Genomic DNA, 19,157 nt, shown 5'->3' with positions numbered 1-19,157 from the left:
CTACGTGGTGCCGACGCCGCGTTCGCGGAGGTCGCGGCGGTGCGCCTCGAGAGTCATCAACTCCCCGAACAGCCGGTTGTACAGCTGGACTTCCGCCGACGGATCGGTGCGTTGCAGCTTGGCCTTCAACGTGACCAAGCGCCGGGACACCCAAACCTCGGTCAGCCGCAACACCACCGACTCGACGTAGCGAGGCAGGCCGGCTTCGTCCGTGGGGACCGGCTCGACCGCCAGCTCCGACAACACATGCCGGGTGACGTCGTCGGTGGCGGCACCGAGCAGCGCGGCGATCCAGGCCGGACCACCGCCCTGGGTGGCGCAGCCGCCGGCCTCGGTGATGGCGACCCGCACCGCCCGGAAGACCGGCGAGAGGAACGCCTCCGGTTCGATCGTGTCGAAGGCGGGGCCGGCGAGCGCCGGCCGTTGCACCGCCACCCGCAGGACCTCACGTTCCAGGGCGATTGACTGCGGATCGGCGGTGCCGTGGTGCGGAACCCCGATGGCCTGCTGACCTCCGGCCTGCGTGGTGGCCACCGGCCGTCGGCTGCTAGCCCGCTCCGGCGCCCCGGCGGCGGAGCGGACCCGGCGCACCACTGACATCTCGTCGGGGGCACCGACCCACCCGGCCAGCCGGCGTGCGTATTCATCCCGCAACGCGCGGTCGCGGATCCGGGCGACCTGGGGGATCGCCTTCTCCAAGGCGTGGGTTCGGCCCTCCGGGTGGTCGAGGTCGAATTCGTCGACCATGGTCCGGATGGCGAACTCGAAGAGCGGCCGCTGCCGGGCGATCAACTCGCGGACCGAGGCATCTCCAGAGCGTTGCCGGAGGTCACAAGGGTCGAGGCCGTCGGGATCGATAGCAACGTAGGTTTGCCCGACGAAGCGTTGGTCACCCTCGAACGCGCGCAGCGCCGCCTTCTTGCCGGCGTCGTCGCCATCGAAGGTGAAGATGACCCGGCCGCGATATTCGTCCTGGTCGCGCAGGAGCCGGCGCAGGATGCGGGCGTGGTCTTCACCGAAGGCGGTGCCGCAGGTGGCCACCGCCGTGGTGACACCGGCCAGGTGGCAGGCCATGACGTCGGTGTAGCCCTCGACGACGACGGCTTGGGCGCTGCGGGCGATGTCGCGTTTGGCGAACTGCACTCCGTAGAGAAGGTGGCTCTTCTTGTAGATGGTGGTCTCGGGGGTGTTCAGGTACTTCGCGTCGATGCGGTCGTCGTCGTAGAGGCGGCGGGCGCCGAACCCGACGACGTCGCCGAGGAGGTCGTGGATGGGCCACACGAGCCGGCCACGGAAGCGATCGTACGGGGTGTTGCGGCCTTGGGCGGTGAGCCCGGCGGTGACGAGTTCGTGGTCGGTGAAGCCCTTCTGCAGCAGGTGTTGACGCAGGACCTCGCCGCCCTTGGGGGCGTATCCGACGGCGAAGGCTTCAGCCGCCGTGCGGTCGAAGCCGCGCTCGTCGAGGAACTGCCGCCCGGTGGTGGCTTCCGGCGATTCGGCCAGCATCTCGGCGTAGAACTCGGCGGCGAGCCGATGCGCCTCGATGAGGCGGGTGCGCTGCTCCCGGTTCTGCCGTGGGCCGGCCCGTCCGGAGCCGGTGTCGTCGTACCGAAGCTGGATGCCGACCTTGTCCGCCAGCCGTTCGATCGCCTCGGTGAATGAGAGGTGTTCGTGTTTCTGGAGGAAGGAGATGACGTCGCCGCCTTCACCGCAGCCGAAGCAGTGAAAGAGGTTGACCTGCGGTCGGACGTTGAAGGAGGGGGTCTTCTCGTCGTGGAACGGGCATAGGCCTTTGAGCGAGCCGCCGCCGGCGGGTCGGAGCGTCACGTATTGGGAGACGATCTCCTCGATGCGGGCGCGTTCACGTACGGCGGCGATGTCTTCGTCACGAATGCGGCCGGCCACGCGGCGAGTCTATTAGAACCACGCGCCCCTGCTTCCTTCCTCCCGGTGATCATTGGCTTTTGACTACCGGATCCGGTAGTCAAAAGCCAATGATCACCGGGAGGAGAAGAGGAGGAGTGCGGCGAGGGCGAACATGATGGCGGCGATGATCAGGTCCAGGACGCGCCACGATCCGGGCCGGGCGAAGAGGCGGGTCAGCCGGGTGGCGCCATAGCCGAGGGCGAAGAACCAGGTGAAACTGCCCGCTGTGGCACCGGCCGCGAACGCCCACCGGCCGTCGCCGTACTGGCTGCCGATACTGCCGAGTAACACCACGGTGTCGAGATAGACATGTGGGTTGAGGAAGGTGAAGGCCAGGCAGGTGAGCAACGCAGCACGCAACGGGGCGGGCTGGTGAGCGCTGGCCGCCATGCCCTGAGGCCGCAGAGCTCGTCGCACGGCGAGCATCCCGTAACCGGCGACGAACGCCGCACCTGCGTACCGGGCGACCTCCATAGCCTGCGGATAGGCGGTGATCAGTGCGCCGAGGCCGGCGATGCCGGCGGTGATGAGGGCGGCATCGGCGGTGGCGCACAGGAGCACCACCGGCAGGACATGTTCGCGGCGCAACCCCTGGCGGAGCACGAAGGCGTTCTGTGCGCCGATCGCGATGATCAGGGAGAGGCCGGTGGCGAAACCTACGACGAGGGCGGGTGCGGCGCCGGGCAGAGCGGAGGGGTGAAGCACATCGTCGACCGTAGGCGGCTCATGCGAATAAGGCCAGCTAAACTTTCTTCATGAACATTAGCAACACTTCATCTATAAGCTGTGTGGCACCGTGAGGATCGACGCGGATCAGTTGGCCGCCTTCGCCGCGGTGATCGACGAGGGCAGTTTCGACGCCGCCGCCCGCCGCCTGCACGTCACACCGTCGGCGGTCAGTCAGCGGGTGAAGGCCCTGGAGAACAGTGTCGGCCGGGTGCTGATCCAGCGCACCCGCCCGGCCCGCGCCACCGACGCCGGCCAGGTGCTGGTACGGCTGGCCGGCCAGGTAGCGCTGCTGGAGGGGGAAGCGCTGGCCGACGTGGCCGGCGGCGCGGACGTGGACTCGCGGCGGCCGCCGCCCCGGCTGCCGGTGGCGGTGAACGCGGACTCGCTGGCCACCTGGTTCCTGCCGGCTCTGGCGGACATGCCCGCGGATCAGGCGCTGACCTTCGACATCCGACAGGAGGACCAGGACCATTCGATCGCACTGCTGCGCGACGGGTCGGTGATGGCGGCGGTGACGACGGAACACCGCCCTGTCCAGGGATGTCGGGTGGAACTGCTCGGCGCGATGCGCTATCGCGCGGTGGCCGCGCCCGATTTCGCACACCGTTATCTGGGCCGTCCACCTGGCGGGTCGGCACCGGCGGGCTGGGCCCTGGGCGGGCTTGCGGTCGCTCCGGCGCTGATCTTCAACCGCAAAGACGGGTTGCAGGATCGATTCCTGAGAGACGTGCTCGGCATGGTGGGTGAGCCGCCGGTGACATATCTACCGTCGTCGTGGGGATTCGTCGAGGCCGCCCGGCGGAGCCTCGGGTGGGGCATGGTGCCCGAAGGTATGGCGCGGGCCGACCTCGAGGCGGGTGATCTGGTGGATCTGTGCCCGGACCGGCCACTCGACGTACCGCTGTACTGGCAGCGCTGGCGTTTGGAGTCGTCGGCCCTGGCGGCGCTGACCCGCTGTGTCCGCGCGTGCACGGCGCGCGAGCTGATCCATCAGCCGATGCCGACCGGGAGAGCATCCGAGTGATCGTTGCCGGTTTCGTGCCGCCCCCTCGGGTGATCAAAACAAGGATTACGTCGTTCTGGCGACGCGAACCCGGCAACGATCACGGGGGGTTGGGGCGGAAATCCGGCAATGATCACGGGGTGGGGGCACGGGGTGGGGGCACGCGCTGGGGTGGGCGGGTAGGCCGGGTTGGCTGGGTAGGCCGGGTTGGCTGGGCGGACCCGGTTGGGTGGGCGGGTTGGCTGGGCGGACCCGGTTGGGTGGGCGGGTTGGTTGGGTGGGCGGGTTGGTTGGGTGGGCGGGTTGGTTGGGTGGGCGGGTTGGGTAGGCCGGGTTGGTTGGGTAGGCCGGGTTGGCTGGGCAGGTGGGCGGGCTATTCGTCGCTGGTGGTGCTTTGGTCGAACACATGGATGGTGTTGCCGCCCGGATCGGTGAACGCCGCGGTCTTGCCGCCCGGCACGTCGATGACCGGGCCGGCCCAGGTGACGCCGCTGCGTTCTTTGGCGAACTGTTCGACGTCGTCGACCTCGAAGAACGGCCCCGGCTTCCATTGCTGCCCGGAGTCCGGCGCAACGTCGATCATCAGCTGGATTGGGGTGCCTGGCAGCTCGAAGGCGACGGTGGTATCGCCTTCTCGCCATGCCTCGTTCAGGCCCAGCTCGTCTCGGTAGAACGCAAGTGCGGCCTTGAGGTCCGGCACTGGCTGGTAGAAGTACGTCAGTCTCATGCCGTTACCATAATTCGATTACGTTATAACGTCAATGAGTTATGCTAGGTTTCTATGCGCGAAGGTATCCCCATACCGGGTTCGGCCAAGGCCCGGCTGATCGAGTCCACCCTGCATCACGTCGAGCGGGTTGGATTCGAGGCGATGAGCGTGGCCGACGTCGCCACGAAGGCCGGTGTCACCACCGGATCGCTGTACCACCACTTCGGTTCCAAGCTCGGCCTCTACCTTGTGGTGCGTGGCGACATGGAGCGGCGGATCACCGACCGGATGGAGGGTGCCGCGGCCAGCGTGTCGGCGGATGGATCCACGTCGGGTGTCCGGGCCGCGCTGATGGTCGCCTTCGATGCCGCCGTCCGGTTCGACGCTTGCCGCCTGCTCGGTGAACCGCTTCCCGCGGGTGCCACGGACTCCATCGAGGCGACCCTGCGCCCGATGCTCCCGAGCACACTAGGTGACGCCGCACCGGTGCTCGTCGCGGCTCTGCGGGCCGCCCTCTTATGCGTCGCGGACGGGTCTACGGCGGAGTCGGCGCGGGCCGGGCTCGCGTTCGTCGTGCATGAATGAACTCGCCTCCGGGGCCAGATTGGTGACGTTTGTGCTGGTCAAGGACATGTGACTAGAGATCGTCAAACTTGACGCTTACATCGTCTACCGGTCAAGGGGTAGAAAGGTTGGGCGAATCACGGCAGACTGGGACACGGCCAGGTGAGGCCCGACCCCCCGGAGGTGGTGCCGGTGGCGTTCACGACCGCGGCGCGTACAGCCTTTCCAGCTCAGCGACGGCCCCTAGACGAAGAGCAACGCAGGGTGCGAGAACTCATGTCGCCGGCGTCCGACGCCGACGACGCCACACCTACCAGGATCAGGGAAGTCGGTGCGGGCGGTGCAGGCCCCGACCTGGTGCGACGGTATCTCGACGAGATCGGCCGAGTACCGTTGCTCTCCGCCGACGAGGAAGTGTCTCTGGCGCGTGCCATCGAAGCCGGTGTGCTGGCGGAGGAGCGCATCGGCCGCATCGGCATGGGCCATGCAGACCACGACGACCTCGTCGAACTAGTGCTCATCGGCCAGGCCGCGAAGCAACGCTTGATCGAGTCCAACCTACGTCTCGTCGTGTCGGTCGCTCGGCGCTACGCACGACGTGGGCTCTCCCTGCTCGACCTCGTGCAAGAGGGCAATGTCGGCCTGATGCGGGCCGTCGAACGTTTCGACTACATGCGTGGCTACAAGTTCTCCACGTACGCCACCTGGTGGATCCGGCAGGCTATCGGCCGGGCCCTGGCGGAACAGAGCCGGACCATCCGGCTGCCTATCCACGTCGTCGACGAACTCAACCGGATCCTACGGGCCCGGCGAGCCATCGCCCAGACACAGGCACGTGAGCCCACGAGTCATGAGCTTGCTCAGCTGTCCGGTGTGTCACCGGAGCGGGTCGCGGAACTGCTGGCGTTCGTCGAAGAGCCGTTGAGCCTGCAAACACCCGTGGGGGAGCGGGCCGAGCAGTCTTTCGGTGAGCTGGTCGAGGATACCGATGAGCTCTCGCCGGGAGAGATCGTCGCCCAGGCCATGCTGCGTGACCAAGTGAGTTCCGTGCTGTCCTGCCTGAGCGAACGCGAACGATGGGTGGTCCGGCTGCGGTTCGGGCTCGACGACGGCCGGACCCGGACGCTGGAGGAGGTCGGGCGCGTGCTCGGGGTCACCCGGGAGCGGATCCGCCAGATCGAGCGCCGGACGCTCACCAAGCTGCGCCGAGACGAGAGCACTGTCGAACTGCTCGAGTATCTGCGCTGACACAGCACACCTAGTGTGTCGCACCGGAGACCCGTGCGTCTGAATGATGCGGGTCTCCGGCGCGACACACTAGCCACATAGGCTGGTGGTGTGTTGTTCAAGCGGAGTGCGGGTGTCGACGTTGCCGGGCTGGAGTCGGGCGAGCGGGTCCTGGCCAGTGCCACCGGTCCGGACGGCCAGGTGGCCGCCACTGACCGCCGGCTGATCTGGCCCGCGGGTTCCATCCGTTGGTTCGAGGTCGAGCGGGCGTCGTGGAACAGCGACGACGAGGTGCTCGACGTGGTCCCGGTCCGGGCGTCGGACCACGCGGCCCGGTACCGGGTTGCCATCACCGAACCCGGCCGGCTGGTGGATGTCGTGCGGGAGCAGGTCACCGGCAGTGTGGTGATCAGCCGGCATGTCCCGTTGGCTGGCACCCGTGGTGTGCGGGTATCCGGGCGGCGCACCCCCGACGGTGGCCTCGTCTGGCAGGCAGTGCTCGACGCGGGTATCGACGTCGACGATGCCGAGACACGAGCGCAGCTCGATACCGTGATCGCGCAGATCCGCGGCGAGGTGGAGCTATAGCCTCGCGGCAAACGCCGGACCCGGCGCGGGTGGTGCAGGCCCGGGCAAGGCTCAGGCCGAGCCCACGTTGCCTGGGTGTCGCGCGGGGTAGTCGTCCAGTGTGATGTTGTCCGAGATGGCGGCGCTGGCCTTCATTAGCAACCATCGGGCCAGTCGGGTGCTGAGCATCCGGTTGCGCATGGCCAGCCGGATCGGTGACGACGGCGCGAGGAACTCACCGGCACGGCGGCCACCGTCCTGGCCGCGGGTGGCATATGGCCGGATCCGCTCCTCATACCGGGAGAAAGCCCGCTGGTGATCGCCGTCCGCATCGGCGAGTTCCCCGGCGAGGATGTAGGCGCCGACGATCGCCGAGCCGGTGCCCATACCCCCCAACGTCGCGCCATGGGCGGCGTCGCCCAGGAGTGCGACGCGGCCGCGGGTCCATGGTTCGATGTCGACCCGGCTGATCGAGTCGAAGTACAGCTCGGGGGTGTTCGAGAGGCCGTCGAGGAGTGCGGGCACGTGCCAGGCCAGCTCGCCGAAGGTGTCACGCAGGATCTGTTTCTGCCGTTCGGTGTCGCCCCGGACGCCGTCGAGTGGGGGTGAGGTGAAGGCGAACAATGTGTGTGCCCGGCTCGGATCGTGGTGATCGGCGGCGACGCTGGCCAACCGGCCTGGGACATTGCACATCAGGGTGGTTCTTCCTACCCCGATGCGATTGTCCATCTCCCATCCGGCCAGGTAGTAGCCAAGATGCCGGACGACGTCGACCGATGGGGTGAACGCGAGCCGTCGCACCTGGGAATGTAATCCGTCGGCGCCGATGACGAGGTCGAACGTATCGTCCGGAGCGTGCTCGAAGGTGGCGTGGACGCTGTCGCCGGTGTCATGCAGGGTGGTGATCGAGTCGCCGAAGAGATAGTTGGCCCGCTCCCGGCTGTGCTCATGCAGGACGCGGGATAGATCCGCCCGCAACACTTCCAGGTCGCCTCCAGCGAATTCGGGAGGTAGGGCGAAGTGTTCGCGGCCGGATACGTCGACGAAGCTCATCGCGGTGCCGCCGGTGTCCAAGTGTCGCAGGTGGTCGAGTACACCCATCCGCTCCAGGACCGTCATGTGTGCTTCGCCCCGGAAGTCGACGGCGTAGCCACCGCCGCGCAGGGCGGGGGCCTTTTCGACGACGGTGACATCGAAGCCGTAGCGCCCGAGCCAGTAGGCGGCGGTAGGTCCGGCGACGCTGGCGCCGGAGATCAGGATCTTCGGATTGGTCATGTGGGGTCCGTTTCGACGTCTTCCGGTGGCTGACGAACAAATAACTGTGTCTTATGGACGCAGTTTAATTCTGTGTATCTTAGACACAGTTATGTGCCGACGTCAACGGGACGGCCGTGTACGTGGTGGATGGGGAAAGGGGTAGTCGCATGTCAGCGGAGTCAGCCGCACCCACCGTCGTCGACCTGCTGTGGAAGCCGAGACGGCCACCCCGGCGTGGGCCCCGGCCCGCCCTCACCCTCGAGCGCATCACCCAGGTAGGTATCGACATCGCCGACGCCGAGGGTCTGTCAGCGGTCTCCATGCAGCGGGTGGCGGAGGGGCTCGGCTTCACCAAGATGTCGCTCTACCGCTACGTGCCGGGCAAAGCCGAGTTGGTCGCCCTCATGGCCGACGCCGCCATGGGCCAGCCGGACCTAGGTGCGTTCGACAGCTGGCGACCCCAACTGCGTGAATGGTCGACTCAGCTCTGGTCCGCCTTCGCGCAGCATCCGTGGGTGCTCGGGGTGACCGTCGGCCGCCGTCCGCTGGGCCCCAACGAGCTGGCGTGGCTGGACGCGGGGCTGGCCGCCCTGGCCGACACCGGACTCAGCGGTGGCGAGAAGTTCGACACCGTGGCGTTGTTGACTGGCCACGTACGCAGCCTCGCTGAACAGACGGTTGCCGTGCCGGAAGGGCATAGCGGTGCGAGTGAGCAGGACGTCATGGATGAACTGGCCGCCGTGCTTGGCGAGCACGGTGCCCGCTATCCGGCTGTGCTGGCCGCGATGTCGTCGGCACAGGCCGGACGCGAGCAGGCTCTCGGCTTCGGCATCGACCGCATTCTCGACGGTCTCGCCGTGTTCATCGAGCGTGGGCACGGTCACTAACGTCGTGGTCCGCCGCTGGCGGGTGCGGCCTTCGCCGGGCAACGATCACCGGTCAGCTGGCTGCCGACAGTTCGGCGGCGGCGGGCGACGCGGTGCGATACCAGTGGATCTTGGCGCGGATCTGTTGTTGCTGAGTGCGCAGGGACGCGATCTTCGCCTCGACCGCGTCGTCGTGCTCCTCCAGCAGCATGACGCGATCGCCGATGGTGTGGTCGCCATCGCGGCAGAGTTCGGCGAAGCGCAGCATGGTCGCGATCGGCATCCCGGTGTCGCGTAAGCACTTGAGGATGCCCAGCCAGCCGAGGTCGTCGTCGGTGAACATGCGTTGCCCGCCTGAGGTGCGGGCAATGTTGCCGAGTAACCCGATGCGTTCGTAGTACCGAAGGGTGTCGTGGCTGAACCCGGTGTGCTCGACAACCTGTGCCGGGGTGTAGGTGTTCACGGCGCCGATCATCGCACCTGGAGTGTGCTCCAGGTCAAGGGCGCACGTAGGCGGGGCGCAACGCGTCGGTGACGTTCACGCCGCGGACGGTCACCCCGTGGGCCGGCAACTGGTCGAGGATGGCATCGGCCGGTGCCGGCATCGGGGCGCGGGCTGGCGCCGGAGGCCGGTACGTGTAGAAGCGGTCCAGGCAGTCCGCCAGGGGCTCCACGGCAGGGTGGTCGGTGTCGACCTCCACCTGGTCGCCGCCGCGCAGAGCGGCTAGTGCCGCGAGTAGCTCTGCACGGTCACGGCCCCGCCAGGCGAGGATGGTGAACGGGTCGGCGTCGAACGCCTCGGCCATCAGATAGAAGACGGCGGCGATGTGTTTACACGGCACAGACCAGTCCGGACAGGAACAATCCATCGCGAGCTCACCGGCGGTGGCCGGGAACAACGACAGCCCAACCGACGTGAACACGTTCTCGATGTCGTCGGGCATGTCGCCGGCCAGCAGCTTCGCCGCATACCACGCGTGCTCGCCCAGCTCGGTGATAACCCGATCCCAGTCGTCCGCCGCGAACTCGGGCAGCTCGATCAGCACCCGATACGGCTCATCGCGGCTGCCCTGAACCGACGCGGCGACCAGCCCGGCCCCCATGGTCAGCTCCGCGACCTGCCCCTTCCGGGCGTAGGTGCGCCCGCGCTGCAACCTCCCACCGACACCCAGTGACTCCAGCACGGTCACGAACCGCCCTGACCACCACGTCTGGGCGATCGCGCCCCGCTGGCTGCGCGCCTTGATGCCGTTCTCCACCGGCTTCGGTTTGGCAGGTGGTGGAAACCACCCGCGACGCTCATTCACCGACCGCTCCCTCCGACAGGGTGAAGATCTCCCGCAACGCACTGGTGGACAGCTCGGTCAGCCACCGTTCGCCATCGCCTACCACCATCCCGGCCAGCGCCTTCTTCTCTTCGATGAGGTCATCGATGCGTTCCTCCAGCGTGCCGATGCAGACGAACTTGCGCACCTGGACGTTGCGCTTCTGGCCGATCCGGAACGCCCGGTCGGTGGCTTGGTCTTCGACCGCCGGGTTCCACCATCGGTCCAGGTGCAGCACGTGGTTGGCGGCGGTGAGATTCAGCCCGGTGCCGCCGGCCTTGAGCGACAGCAGGAAGATCGGTGGGCCGTCGCCGGACTGGAACCGTTCGACCATCTCGTCGCGTCGTTTCTTCGGGGTTCCGCCATGCAGGTACAGCACGTCCTGCTGAAACCGGGCGGCCAGGTGGGGGAGTAGGAGCTGCGCGAACTGGGTGTACTGAGTGAAGCACAACACGCGGTCACCTTCGGCGAGGATCTCCTCCATGACTTCGTCCAGCCGGATCACCTTGCCCGAGCGGCGGCCCATCTCCGAGCCGTCCTGCAGCAGCTGCGCCGGATGGTTGCAGACCTGCTTCAGCTTGGCCATGGTCGCCAAGACGTGGCCGCGGCGTTCGATGCCGTCGCTGTTCTCGATCCGGCCCATCATGTCGTCCACCACCGACTGGTAGAGCGTGGCCTGCTCGGTGGTCAGCTGGTAGTACTGCTTGATCTCCAGCTTGTCCGGAAGATCGTCGATGATCTCCCGGTCGGTCTTCAGCCGGCGCAGGACGTACGGCCGGGTGACGGTGCGCAACCGCTCGGCGGTCTCGGCTGAGCCGTGCCGTTCGATGGGGACGGCATAGCGGGAACGGAACCGTTCCGGCGATCCCAGCACGCCCGGATTGAGGAAGTCCATGATCGACCACAGCTCGGTGAGCCGGTTCTCGACGGGGGTGCCGGTGAGTGCGACGCGATGCCCGGCGGTTAAGCCGCGTACCGCGGTGGAGGCTTGGGCATGCCGGTTCTTGATCGCCTGCGCTTCGTCGAGAACCAGCCGGTGCCACGGCCGTGCGGTCAGGTCGTCGGTGTCGCGGACCGCCGTCTGGTAGGTGGTGATCAGCAGATCGGTGTGGTCGAGGCGGTCGGCCAGCGCGTCGCCGCGCAGTCGGCCCGGCCCGTGATGCGCGTGGACGGTGAGGGCCGGGGCGAACCGGGCCGCCTCGCGTTGCCAGTTGCCGACCAGCGACGTCGGGCAGATCAGCAGGGTAGGCCCGACGCCCGGGCGGGTGGCGCGGTCGTGTGCCTCCAGCGCCAGGAGCTGCACGGTTTTGCCCAGCCCCATGTCGTCGGCCAGGCAGCCGCCGAGACCAACGTCGGTGAGGAACGACAGCCAGGACAGGCCGCGCTCCTGGTACGGGCGCAGCGTGGCCCGGAAGTTGTCGGGCGGCTCGATCGGTTGCAGCGTCTGTTCTACGGAACCGGCAAGCAGGTCGCCGAGCCATCCGTCGGCGGTGACCGCCGTCACGGGAAGCGGGGTGGCGAGGTCGCGAGCGCCGGCCGCGGCGAGCGCCAGGATTTCCGTCGCGGTCTTCTGCGCCGGTTCGGCGGCCTGGTCCCGGAGGAACTCCAGACCGCGCCGGAGCTGGTCGGGGTCGACGGCGACCCATTCGCCGCGGAGCCGAACCAGGGGAGCCTTGGCAGCGACCAGCGCGTCGAGTTCGGCCTGCGTGAGTGGTTCGCCGTCGACGGCGAGCTGCCAGTCGAACCGCATGAGTTGCTCCTGGCCGAGCCGGCCGCCCGCGACGTCGGCATCCCGCGGAGTGGTCGCCGAAGCGGTGAGCCCGAGGGTTCGCCGCATCCGCCACCACGATGGCAGTAGCACGCCGAAACCGGCTTGGTCGAGTTTCGGTGCGGTGGTCGACAAGAACCGGTAGGCGCCGTCCGCGTCCAGGTCGAGCTGTTCTGGCCGGGCCTGCCGCAGGGCCTGGGCGAGATCGGCGTCGAGGGTACTGGCCCGGCCGAGTTCGGCGAGGAGCAGCTCGTCGGGACGGGCCAGCCAGCGGTGCAGCCCGTTGTCGCCGGTCCAGACCTGGTCGGCCGGTACCAGCAGGCTGGGGTCTTGGACCGACTGGAGGAGGAACTCGACTCGCCAGGTGTCGCCGGGGGTGTCGGAGTCGGCTTCGGTCAGCCGGAAGGTGGCCCGGGCCGGTCCGGTTGGTCCAGTGCCGACGTCGTCCCAGTCGGCGAGGACTGACCGAATCGGGGCGATGTCGTCGGCGTCGAACCGTCCGTCGGGTGTGGTGAGCGCCGTCAGCCAGGCTTCGACGGGTACGTCCTGACGCGGGGTTCGGCCGCGCCGCCGGGGGAGTGCGGCCAGCAACGGCGAGGACTCTTCGGTGGTCAGCCGCTTGCGGACCGCGCCGTCGACGAGTGTGGCGAGAAGCTCGGCCATGATGCTGGACGGGTCCTCACCTCGACGGTTGGCGGGATCGTCGGTGCCAGCCCGGCAGATCGGGGGCATCGCAGCGGTCAGATCTTGCGCGGCGACGGCGTCCGGGCCTTGCAAGACCGGCCGCCACCGAGCCGTGTATCCGGTGCTATCGGCGTGCAGGGTGGGGAGGAAACGCCCGCGTTCGACGAGGTCGTCGGTGAATGCGACGACGTCGGCCAGGTAGTGCAGGGAGGCGCCGGGGCGGGCGTCACTGGATGGCTGGTCGAGCAGTGACGGCACAGCGCTGGGGGTGAGCCGCACCGCCGGTACCGTCCACGCGGTGAGTCGGGGCGGACGCGACGGCTTGCGCCGAGGTGTCTGACGGACTAGTTCGGGTGAGTCGAGGGGAGCGCTGCCGGTGGACGGCAGCAGTACCGTGGCGGTCGCCGATAGCCCCGGGTTTGCCTGTGCTCCCGAGGTGAGCTGGGCGAGCTGGTTAGTGGTGGCGGCGAATGGATGCGGCCGGACCCGCCCGGTCGTCTTGGTTGTGGCGGACACGGGGGCAGCGCCGTCTTCCGCCCACCCGCACACCCCGAGCGTAGGTGCCCAGAAGCTATGGATGACCAGCATCGATGTAGTCCTTGCGGCGGGTCAGGGAGTGGGTGCGGCGGGGTCGTCGGTTGCGTTGGCTTGCAGGCGGGCCAACGTCTGGCGCAGGTGCCGGATGTCGTCGTCGGGAATTCCCTCGCGGAGTTTGCGGTCGAAGGCCAGCGCGACTTCACGCAGCTTGAGGAAGGTGGCTTCGCCGGCCGGGGTGAGCTCCACCAGGTGTACCCGGCGATTCGCGGGATCGCGTCGGCGATTGATCAGCCCGGCCTGTTCCATGGCGGTGAGGTGGTGGGTGAGAGTGGCCCCTTGGATACCGACCTCCGCGGCCAGTTCCCGCTGGTTGGCTACCGGCCGGGCCTTCAGCGAAAGGAAGATGAACCACATCGCCCGTGAGCCGCCGACGGTGGCGAGGGCGTCGTCGAATGCTCGGGCGACGACGCTGACGGTGCCCCAGAGGACCTTGGGGATTGGTGGTTCACCTCCGGCTGCGGGCATGGCGCGAGAGTAGCGCATCTTGTGTCGTGCACCGGACATCCGTGCGTCTGAACGTGGCGCCCAGGCGGCGTCTCGCGTGACCGCCACCATAAGATTTGATATCTAACGATTAGATGTCTATCGTTATCGCCAGCGGCCTCCGTAGCCGTCTCGTCTCCGCTCGAAAGGACGCCGATGACCACCCACACCAGCGCCACTACAACCGTCGTCGATCGGCTCCGAGCCGACGCCGGCGCACCCGTTCTCACGCCAGCCGATCCTGGCTACGACGCCGCCCGGATGGTCGCTGCGACCCTGGTCGACCGGCGCCCGGCGGCGATCGTGCGTCCCACCGGCGCGGACCAGATCGCGCGAGTGGTCACCATGACCAGGGAGGCGGGGATCGACCTCGCCGTGCGAGGTGGTGGGCACAGCCTGGCGGGGCATGGTGTGTCCGGCGACGTCGTGGTCGACCTCAGCGCGCTCGACACCGTCCACATCGACGCCGACCGCCGTATCGGCACCGCCGGCGGCGGTGTCACCGCGGGCAGCTACACCGCCGCAGCCGGACAACACGGCCTGGCCACTGGTTTCGGTGACACCGCCAGCGTCGGCATCGGTGGTATTACCCTCGGCGGCGGCATCGGGTTGCTCACCCGCAAGCAGGGACTGAGCATCGACTCCCTGCTGGCCGCTGAGGTCGTGACCGCTGACGGCCAGATCCTGGAGGTAGACGAGGCCAACCATCCCGACCTGTTCTGGGCGCTGCGCGGCGGCGGAGGCAACTTCGGTGTCGTCACCAGATTCACCTTCCGCCTCCACCACGTGCCGGAAGTGGTGGGCGGTTTCCTCGCCCTGCCCGCCACGGCCGGCAACGTCCGGGCGTTCGCCGCCGAAGCCCGGATGGCCCCGGAAGAGCTGTCCATGATGGTCGTCGTGATGAAGGCGCCGCCCATGCCGTTCGTCCCACCGGAGCACCACGGTACGCCGATCATCTTCGCGTTTATGTGTTACGCCGGGCCTGGTGCCGACGGCGAACGGGCCTTGGCGCCGTTCCGGAAGATCGCCACGCCGCTGATGGACCAGGTTCAACCGGGGTATTACGCGGACCTGTTCGCGGGCGACGAACGGCCGGCAGTGCATTCCGTGACGCGGTCGATGTTCCTCGACGACATCGGCGACGACACCGCCGAACTAGTCATGGAGGGGGTAAGGTCTGCGACGGACTTCTCCGCGGTGGTGCAGTTCCGTCCGCTGGGCGGCGCCGTGGCGCGGGTACCCGCCGACGCCACCGCGTTCGCCCACCGCGACCGCGGCTACGCCGTCATGGCGGCCTCGTTGTTCCAGCAGGCCGAGATGGAACCCGAGTGCGACACCTGGGTGAGCGGCTTCGCGGCCGGATTGAGCGGCGGTTCGGCGCCGCCGTACGTGAACTTCCTCGGCGACGAGGGCCCGGACCGGGTCCAGGCCGCTTACCCCGGCCGGACGTGGGATCGGCTCCGGGAGGTGAAACGCCGCTACGACCCGGACAACGTCTTCCACGCCAACCACAACATCCCACCCTCCCCATGATCATGAACACTTTGCCGGGTTATAACCCGGCAAAGTGTTCATGATCATGGGTGGAGGTGGTCCAGGGCCACGGCGGCGTAAACGGCGACGCCGGTGGCCAGCGCCGCCTCGTTGAACACCACCAGGTTGGAATGGTTGGGGGCGGCCTGCTCCGGGTCGGTGCCGTCGGGGGCAGCGCCCAGGAACGCCATGGTTCCTGGATACCGCTGTAGGACGTAGGAGAAATCTTCGGCGCCCATGAGCGGCTCGTCGATGTGCGCTACCCGCTCCGCCCCAAGCAGGGAGGTAGTGGTCTCGCGCACCGACTCGGCGAAAGTGGGATCGTTGACGGTGACCGGATACCCGGGGACAACCTCCACCTCGACGCTCAGCTCGTGGGCGGCGGCCACCCCCTCGGCCACCGTACGGAGACGCTGGATGACGTCCTCGCGGCTCTCCTCGGACAGGGTGCGGATGGTGCCCCGTATCTCAGCCGTCGCCGGGATGATGTTGCTCGTGGTGCCGGCGGTGATCTGGCCGACCGTCAGCACCGCCGGGTCGAACACGCTGACCCGGCGGCTCAGCGCCACCTGCAGGGTGGTGACGAGTTCACACGCCGCCGGGATGGGGTCGTTGGCGTTGTGCGGCGCCGACGCGTGTCCGCCACGGCCGGTGAAGACGACGCGGAAGTCGTCGGCGGCGGCGAGAATTGGCCCGGGCCGGAGGTTGATGGTGCCGCTGGTGTACTGGGACGTGATGTGCAGGGCGAACGCGCCGGCCACCGGATCGGCGTCGAGTAGACCTTCTTCCAGCGCATACCGAGCACCGTGGTGGCCCTCTTCGCCGGGCTGGAAGAAGAACAACACCCGGCCGGCCAGCTCGTCGCGGCGGGCAGCCAGCAACCGAGCCGCCCCGGCCAGCATCGCCACGTGGGTGTCGTGGCCGCAGGCGTGCATCACACCGTCCACCTTCGAGGCAAACGGCAGTCCGGTGTCTTCCCGCAGCGGTAACGCGTCCATGTCGCCACGCAGGATCATGGTGGGCCCGTCGGATGCGCCCTCTAGTTCGGCGACAACAGCCGACGTCGACTCGGACAGCCGGATGGTGAGGCCGAGATCGCTGATCTCCTCGAGCACGGCCTTGCGGGTCACGGGGAGGTCGAGACCGAGCTCGGGGTGCTGATGGAGGGTGCGACGGAAGGAGATGGTGCGGTCGGACTGCGCGTGGGCCGCTTCGATCAGAGACGTCATGTCCGCAGTATGCCTGCTCTCGGGCCAGGGCTCAGCCACGGCTGTTGGTCCAGCCGCCGTCGGATTCGCCCGGCTGCCACCCATCGACGTTGACGTCGTCGCCGTCGGTGGTGACGTGGCTGAAGGGCATGGTGTCTTGCGGGCAGGTGGTGCCGTCGGCTGCCGTGGCCGGATCGACGAGGTACTCGCCGATCACGTCGGTGGCACACGTGCTCTTGCCCACTGTGGTGTGGCCCCAGCCGTCGACGGTGAGGACCCGGGCATCGGGGAAGTGTGCGGCATAGGCGGGGGTGCCGGAGTACGGTGTGGCGGGGTCGAATCTGGTGCCGACGACGAGTACCGGCGTGGGTACGTGCTGATCCCACGGCCCGAGGTAGGTGTCGGCGTCGGTGAGCCGTAGATACTCGCAGGGCAATGCCAGCCATACCCGGTACCGGCCGAAGTGGGGTGCCTGTTGGTCGGCGAGGTCGGCGCGTTCGGCGAAGCCGTTGGGTTGGCCGGTGCTGCCGGTGTCGACGCAGGCGGAGGCGAGCGAGCCGCCGACGGACGGGTAGTCCTGGCCGCGCAGACGTCGCTGCGGTCCGGGTGTGCCGGACCGGGTGAGCAACTCGGCGGCGGATCCACTCAGCTTCGGCTGTTCAGCGGCAAGCTGCGCCAGGAAGCTGGCCAGCGTCGGCCATCCACGGGGGTCGTAGAGCGCCATGTAGGTATGGGCGACAACAGCGGCGTACGTCAGCCGGGCCGCCCCGCCATCGGGTAGGTCGACGTCGATCGGAGTGGCGGCCAACCGCTCCAAGAGGTCGTCGACGACGGCCGCCGGGTCGCCCAATCCGGCCAGATCACAGCGCCGCGGTCCGGCCTCGGCACACAAACGGAGGAACTCGCCGAACGTCTCGGAGGCGGCCGGTCCTTGGCCCATCCGTTCGGCGGTGGAGCGGTCTTCGGTGCCTGGCCGGCCCGCGTAGTCGTCGGGCACGATGACGCCATCGACGGCGAGTGCCCGCACCCGGGTGGGAAAGAGTTTGGCGTAGGTGGCACCAAGGTAGGAACCGTAGGAGTACCCGATGTAGGTGAGTTGGTCGTCGCCGACGGCCTGACGCAGGAGGTCCATGTCGCGGGCGACATTGGCCGTGGACGCATGTTCGATCCGGCTGCGAGACATGATGCGGCAATGGGCCGCCAGCCGGGCGGTCTCGCGGATGTAGAGGCGCTGTTCTGCGAGATTGCCCGGGAAATGGGGGAGGTTCGCGAGGGCCGCGTGTTCGTCCTCCTCGGTGCGGTAACACGTCGCGGGGTCGGAGGCGCCGACGCCGCGTGGGTCGAAGCCCACGATGTCGAAGCGGGCCCGGACGTCGTCGGTGAAGGCGGTGTCGGCGAAGCGGCGGACGAAGTCGACGCCGGAATCGCCGGGGCCACCCGGGTTGGTGAACAACGTGCCGATGCGAGCATCCGGATCGGCGGCGGGCAGCTTGATCAGCGCGATAGTGGTGGTAGCCGCGCCGATGGGTTCGGCGTAACTGGTGGGGACCTCGGCGGTAGCGCAGCGGAACCGGTTGGCCTGGTCCGGCGGGTGGGTGCCGGTGGGTTGGTCCATCTGGTCCGGCGGGTGGGTGCCGTCGGGTTCGTCCGTCTCGTCAGGGACGTCCTCGCAGGGGCCCCAGGTCAGTTCGGGTACGGATGCCTGCACCTGAGTTGCCGGGGCCACCGGGGAGGTGGGGTTGGCCGTGGCGGCCGGCGCGGTGATAGACCCGGCCAGTGCGGCTGCCACAGCCGCCGCCAGTAGGCGTGCGCCCGGTTGGCGAACCGACATCGATGGACTCCCTCGTGGCGACGTGTCGTTGTGCGGACACGACGCTACCGGGTCACGCCGCTCCGCGGCGTCATACCAAATGATGACGTCGAAAAATCACGACGATGACGTCGAAGATCATGGCGACGTCATGCCGAGATCAGTTGGCATCGCCGCTGGCCCTGTTCAACGGGCTACTTTTCCAAGCCTTGCTGGATCCGGGGTTGGCTATCGACGGTGAGCGGATGAAACGTGCGCAGGCTCGGCTTCGGACCGTATTGCCCGCTGACGGATCTTGACAAGATAGTGATTGACCACTAACTTACTGGCCATGGTCAGGATGAGTGCGGACGAGCGCCGCCGGGCGGTGATCAATGCCGCCATCATCGAGTTCGGTCGGGGTGGCTATCAGGGCACATCGACGAGTACCATCGCCAGCCGGGTCGGGGTTTCGCAGCCCTACCTCTTCCGGCTGTTCCCGGATAAACGGGCGATCTTCCTGGCTGCGGCGAAGCGCTGCACGGATGAGATTCGGGAGCGGTTCGACGTCGCGAGCCGGGGACTGGGTCCGGTCGAGGCGCAGGAGGCGATGGCCGAGGCCTACGCCGAACTGGTGGCGTCCGATCGGGACCAGTTGCACTTTCAAATGCAGATGTACGTGACCGCGGCGACGCTGGAGCAGGCCGGGGACGTCGAGTTCGCCGCCGAGGTGCGGCGGGCGTGGATGGAGCTCTGGGACGTTGTGCGCGAGCGACTCGAGGGTGCCGAGCAGACCGGTGCGTTTTTCGGGACCGGCATGTTGATCAACGTCCTGGTGGCGATGGGTTTCCCGCAAGGGCATCCGGTGTGGGTGAGCTGCGACCTCGGTCGGTACGGCGAGATCGTCTAAAGCAAACGGTGT

The 19,157-nt window shown here is 68.0% G+C and carries 18 protein-coding genes; 8 read left to right on the top strand and 10 right to left on the bottom strand.

Annotated features, from left to right (window positions below; translation table 11 throughout):
* Both dnaG and G8760_RS21780 read right to left on the bottom strand, forming a co-directional pair.
* Positions 1–1,905, bottom strand: a complete 1,905-nt coding sequence (gene dnaG / locus G8760_RS21785; RefSeq protein WP_166354939.1) for a DNA primase — start codon at positions 1,903–1,905, stop codon at positions 1–3.
* Positions 1,906–1,998: 93 nt separating this feature from the next.
* Positions 1,999–2,631 (bottom strand): LysE/ArgO family amino acid transporter, encoded by a 633-nt coding sequence (locus tag G8760_RS21780; protein WP_207782593.1) that lies wholly within the window; start codon positions 2,629–2,631, stop codon positions 1,999–2,001.
* A 91-nt stretch (positions 2,632–2,722) separates the two neighbouring features.
* Here G8760_RS21780 and G8760_RS21775 point away from each other — a divergent pair, with 91 nt between their 5' ends.
* Complete coding sequence (locus G8760_RS21775; RefSeq protein WP_166354938.1) at positions 2,723–3,679, top strand: LysR family transcriptional regulator ArgP; 957 nt, start codon at positions 2,723–2,725, stop codon at positions 3,677–3,679.
* 352 nt (positions 3,680–4,031) lie between these two features.
* On the opposite strand, the gene G8760_RS21770 is transcribed toward G8760_RS21775, so the two are convergent.
* Positions 4,032–4,385: a VOC family protein gene (locus tag G8760_RS21770; RefSeq protein WP_166354937.1), complete on the bottom strand. Its 354-nt coding sequence runs from the start codon at positions 4,383–4,385 to the stop codon at positions 4,032–4,034.
* Between the two features lie 54 nt (positions 4,386–4,439).
* On the opposite strand from G8760_RS21770, the gene G8760_RS21765 reads away from it, so the two are divergent.
* The 3 genes from G8760_RS21765 to G8760_RS21755 all read left to right on the top strand — a co-directional run bounded on the left by G8760_RS21765 (position 4,440) and on the right by G8760_RS21755 (position 6,746).
* The gene (locus G8760_RS21765) at positions 4,440–4,952 is read left to right on the top strand and encodes a TetR/AcrR family transcriptional regulator (RefSeq protein ID WP_166354936.1); all 513 of its coding nucleotides are present in this window, start codon (positions 4,440–4,442) and stop codon (positions 4,950–4,952) included.
* A 171-nt stretch (positions 4,953–5,123) separates the two neighbouring features.
* The gene (locus G8760_RS21760; protein WP_246222639.1) at positions 5,124–6,179 is read left to right on the top strand and encodes a sigma-70 family RNA polymerase sigma factor; all 1,056 of its coding nucleotides are present in this window, start codon (positions 5,124–5,126) and stop codon (positions 6,177–6,179) included.
* Positions 6,180–6,269: 90 nt separating this feature from the next.
* The gene (locus G8760_RS21755; RefSeq protein ID WP_166354935.1) at positions 6,270–6,746 is read left to right on the top strand and encodes a hypothetical protein; all 477 of its coding nucleotides are present in this window, start codon (positions 6,270–6,272) and stop codon (positions 6,744–6,746) included.
* Positions 6,747–6,797: 51 nt separating this feature from the next.
* Here G8760_RS21755 and G8760_RS21750 read toward each other — a convergent pair whose 3' ends face one another.
* Positions 6,798–8,000: an FAD-dependent monooxygenase gene (locus G8760_RS21750; protein WP_166354934.1), complete on the bottom strand. Its 1,203-nt coding sequence runs from the start codon at positions 7,998–8,000 to the stop codon at positions 6,798–6,800.
* 149 nt (positions 8,001–8,149) lie between these two features.
* Between G8760_RS21750 and G8760_RS21745 the strand changes: the two genes are divergently transcribed.
* Positions 8,150–8,869, top strand: a complete 720-nt coding sequence (locus tag G8760_RS21745; protein WP_166354933.1) for a TetR/AcrR family transcriptional regulator — start codon at positions 8,150–8,152, stop codon at positions 8,867–8,869.
* A 52-nt stretch (positions 8,870–8,921) separates the two neighbouring features.
* Here the strand turns inward: G8760_RS21745 and G8760_RS21740 are convergent, their stop codons facing one another.
* The 4 genes from G8760_RS21740 to G8760_RS21725 are packed head-to-tail and all read right to left on the bottom strand — an operon-like array spanning position 8,922 to position 13,687.
* Positions 8,922–9,323: a MerR family transcriptional regulator gene (locus tag G8760_RS21740; protein WP_166354932.1), complete on the bottom strand. Its 402-nt coding sequence runs from the start codon at positions 9,321–9,323 to the stop codon at positions 8,922–8,924.
* 22 nt (positions 9,324–9,345) lie between these two features.
* Entirely contained in the window at positions 9,346–10,155 is an 810-nt protein-coding gene (locus tag G8760_RS21735; RefSeq protein WP_166354931.1) for an SWIM zinc finger family protein, read from the bottom strand.
* Positions 10,148–13,213 (bottom strand): DEAD/DEAH box helicase, encoded by a 3,066-nt coding sequence (locus G8760_RS21730; RefSeq protein ID WP_166354930.1) that lies wholly within the window; start codon positions 13,211–13,213, stop codon positions 10,148–10,150. The genes G8760_RS21735 and G8760_RS21730 overlap by 8 nt, the downstream gene beginning before the upstream one ends.
* A gap of 21 nt (positions 13,214–13,234) precedes the next feature.
* Positions 13,235–13,687 (bottom strand): MarR family winged helix-turn-helix transcriptional regulator, encoded by a 453-nt coding sequence (locus G8760_RS21725; RefSeq protein WP_166354929.1) that lies wholly within the window; start codon positions 13,685–13,687, stop codon positions 13,235–13,237.
* 174 nt (positions 13,688–13,861) lie between these two features.
* On the opposite strand from G8760_RS21725, the gene G8760_RS21720 reads away from it, so the two are divergent.
* The gene (locus tag G8760_RS21720) at positions 13,862–15,238 is read left to right on the top strand and encodes an FAD-binding oxidoreductase (RefSeq protein WP_166354928.1); all 1,377 of its coding nucleotides are present in this window, start codon (positions 13,862–13,864) and stop codon (positions 15,236–15,238) included.
* 44 nt (positions 15,239–15,282) lie between these two features.
* Here G8760_RS21720 and G8760_RS21715 read toward each other — a convergent pair whose 3' ends face one another.
* Both G8760_RS21715 and G8760_RS21710 read right to left on the bottom strand, forming a co-directional pair.
* Positions 15,283–16,467: a M20 metallopeptidase family protein gene (locus G8760_RS21715; protein ID WP_166354927.1), complete on the bottom strand. Its 1,185-nt coding sequence runs from the start codon at positions 16,465–16,467 to the stop codon at positions 15,283–15,285.
* Positions 16,468–16,498: 31 nt separating this feature from the next.
* Positions 16,499–18,277: an alpha/beta fold hydrolase gene (locus G8760_RS21710; RefSeq protein WP_166354926.1), complete on the bottom strand. Its 1,779-nt coding sequence runs from the start codon at positions 18,275–18,277 to the stop codon at positions 16,499–16,501.
* 104 nt (positions 18,278–18,381) lie between these two features.
* On the opposite strand from G8760_RS21710, the gene G8760_RS21705 reads away from it, so the two are divergent.
* Both G8760_RS21705 and G8760_RS21700 read left to right on the top strand, forming a co-directional pair.
* Positions 18,382–18,555: a hypothetical protein gene (locus tag G8760_RS21705; protein WP_166354925.1), complete on the top strand. Its 174-nt coding sequence runs from the start codon at positions 18,382–18,384 to the stop codon at positions 18,553–18,555.
* Between the two features lie 32 nt (positions 18,556–18,587).
* Positions 18,588–19,145 (top strand): TetR/AcrR family transcriptional regulator, encoded by a 558-nt coding sequence (locus G8760_RS21700; RefSeq protein ID WP_166354924.1) that lies wholly within the window; start codon positions 18,588–18,590, stop codon positions 19,143–19,145.
* Positions 19,146–19,157: the final 12 nt, after the last annotated feature.

It is taken from the genome of Phytoactinopolyspora limicola (genome assembly GCF_011320225.1).
Lineage (GTDB): Bacteria > Actinomycetota > Actinomycetes > Jiangellales > Jiangellaceae > Phytoactinopolyspora > Phytoactinopolyspora limicola.
The sequence above is the reverse complement of the archived record's forward strand: the minus strand, read 5'-3'. Positions and strand labels throughout refer to the sequence as shown.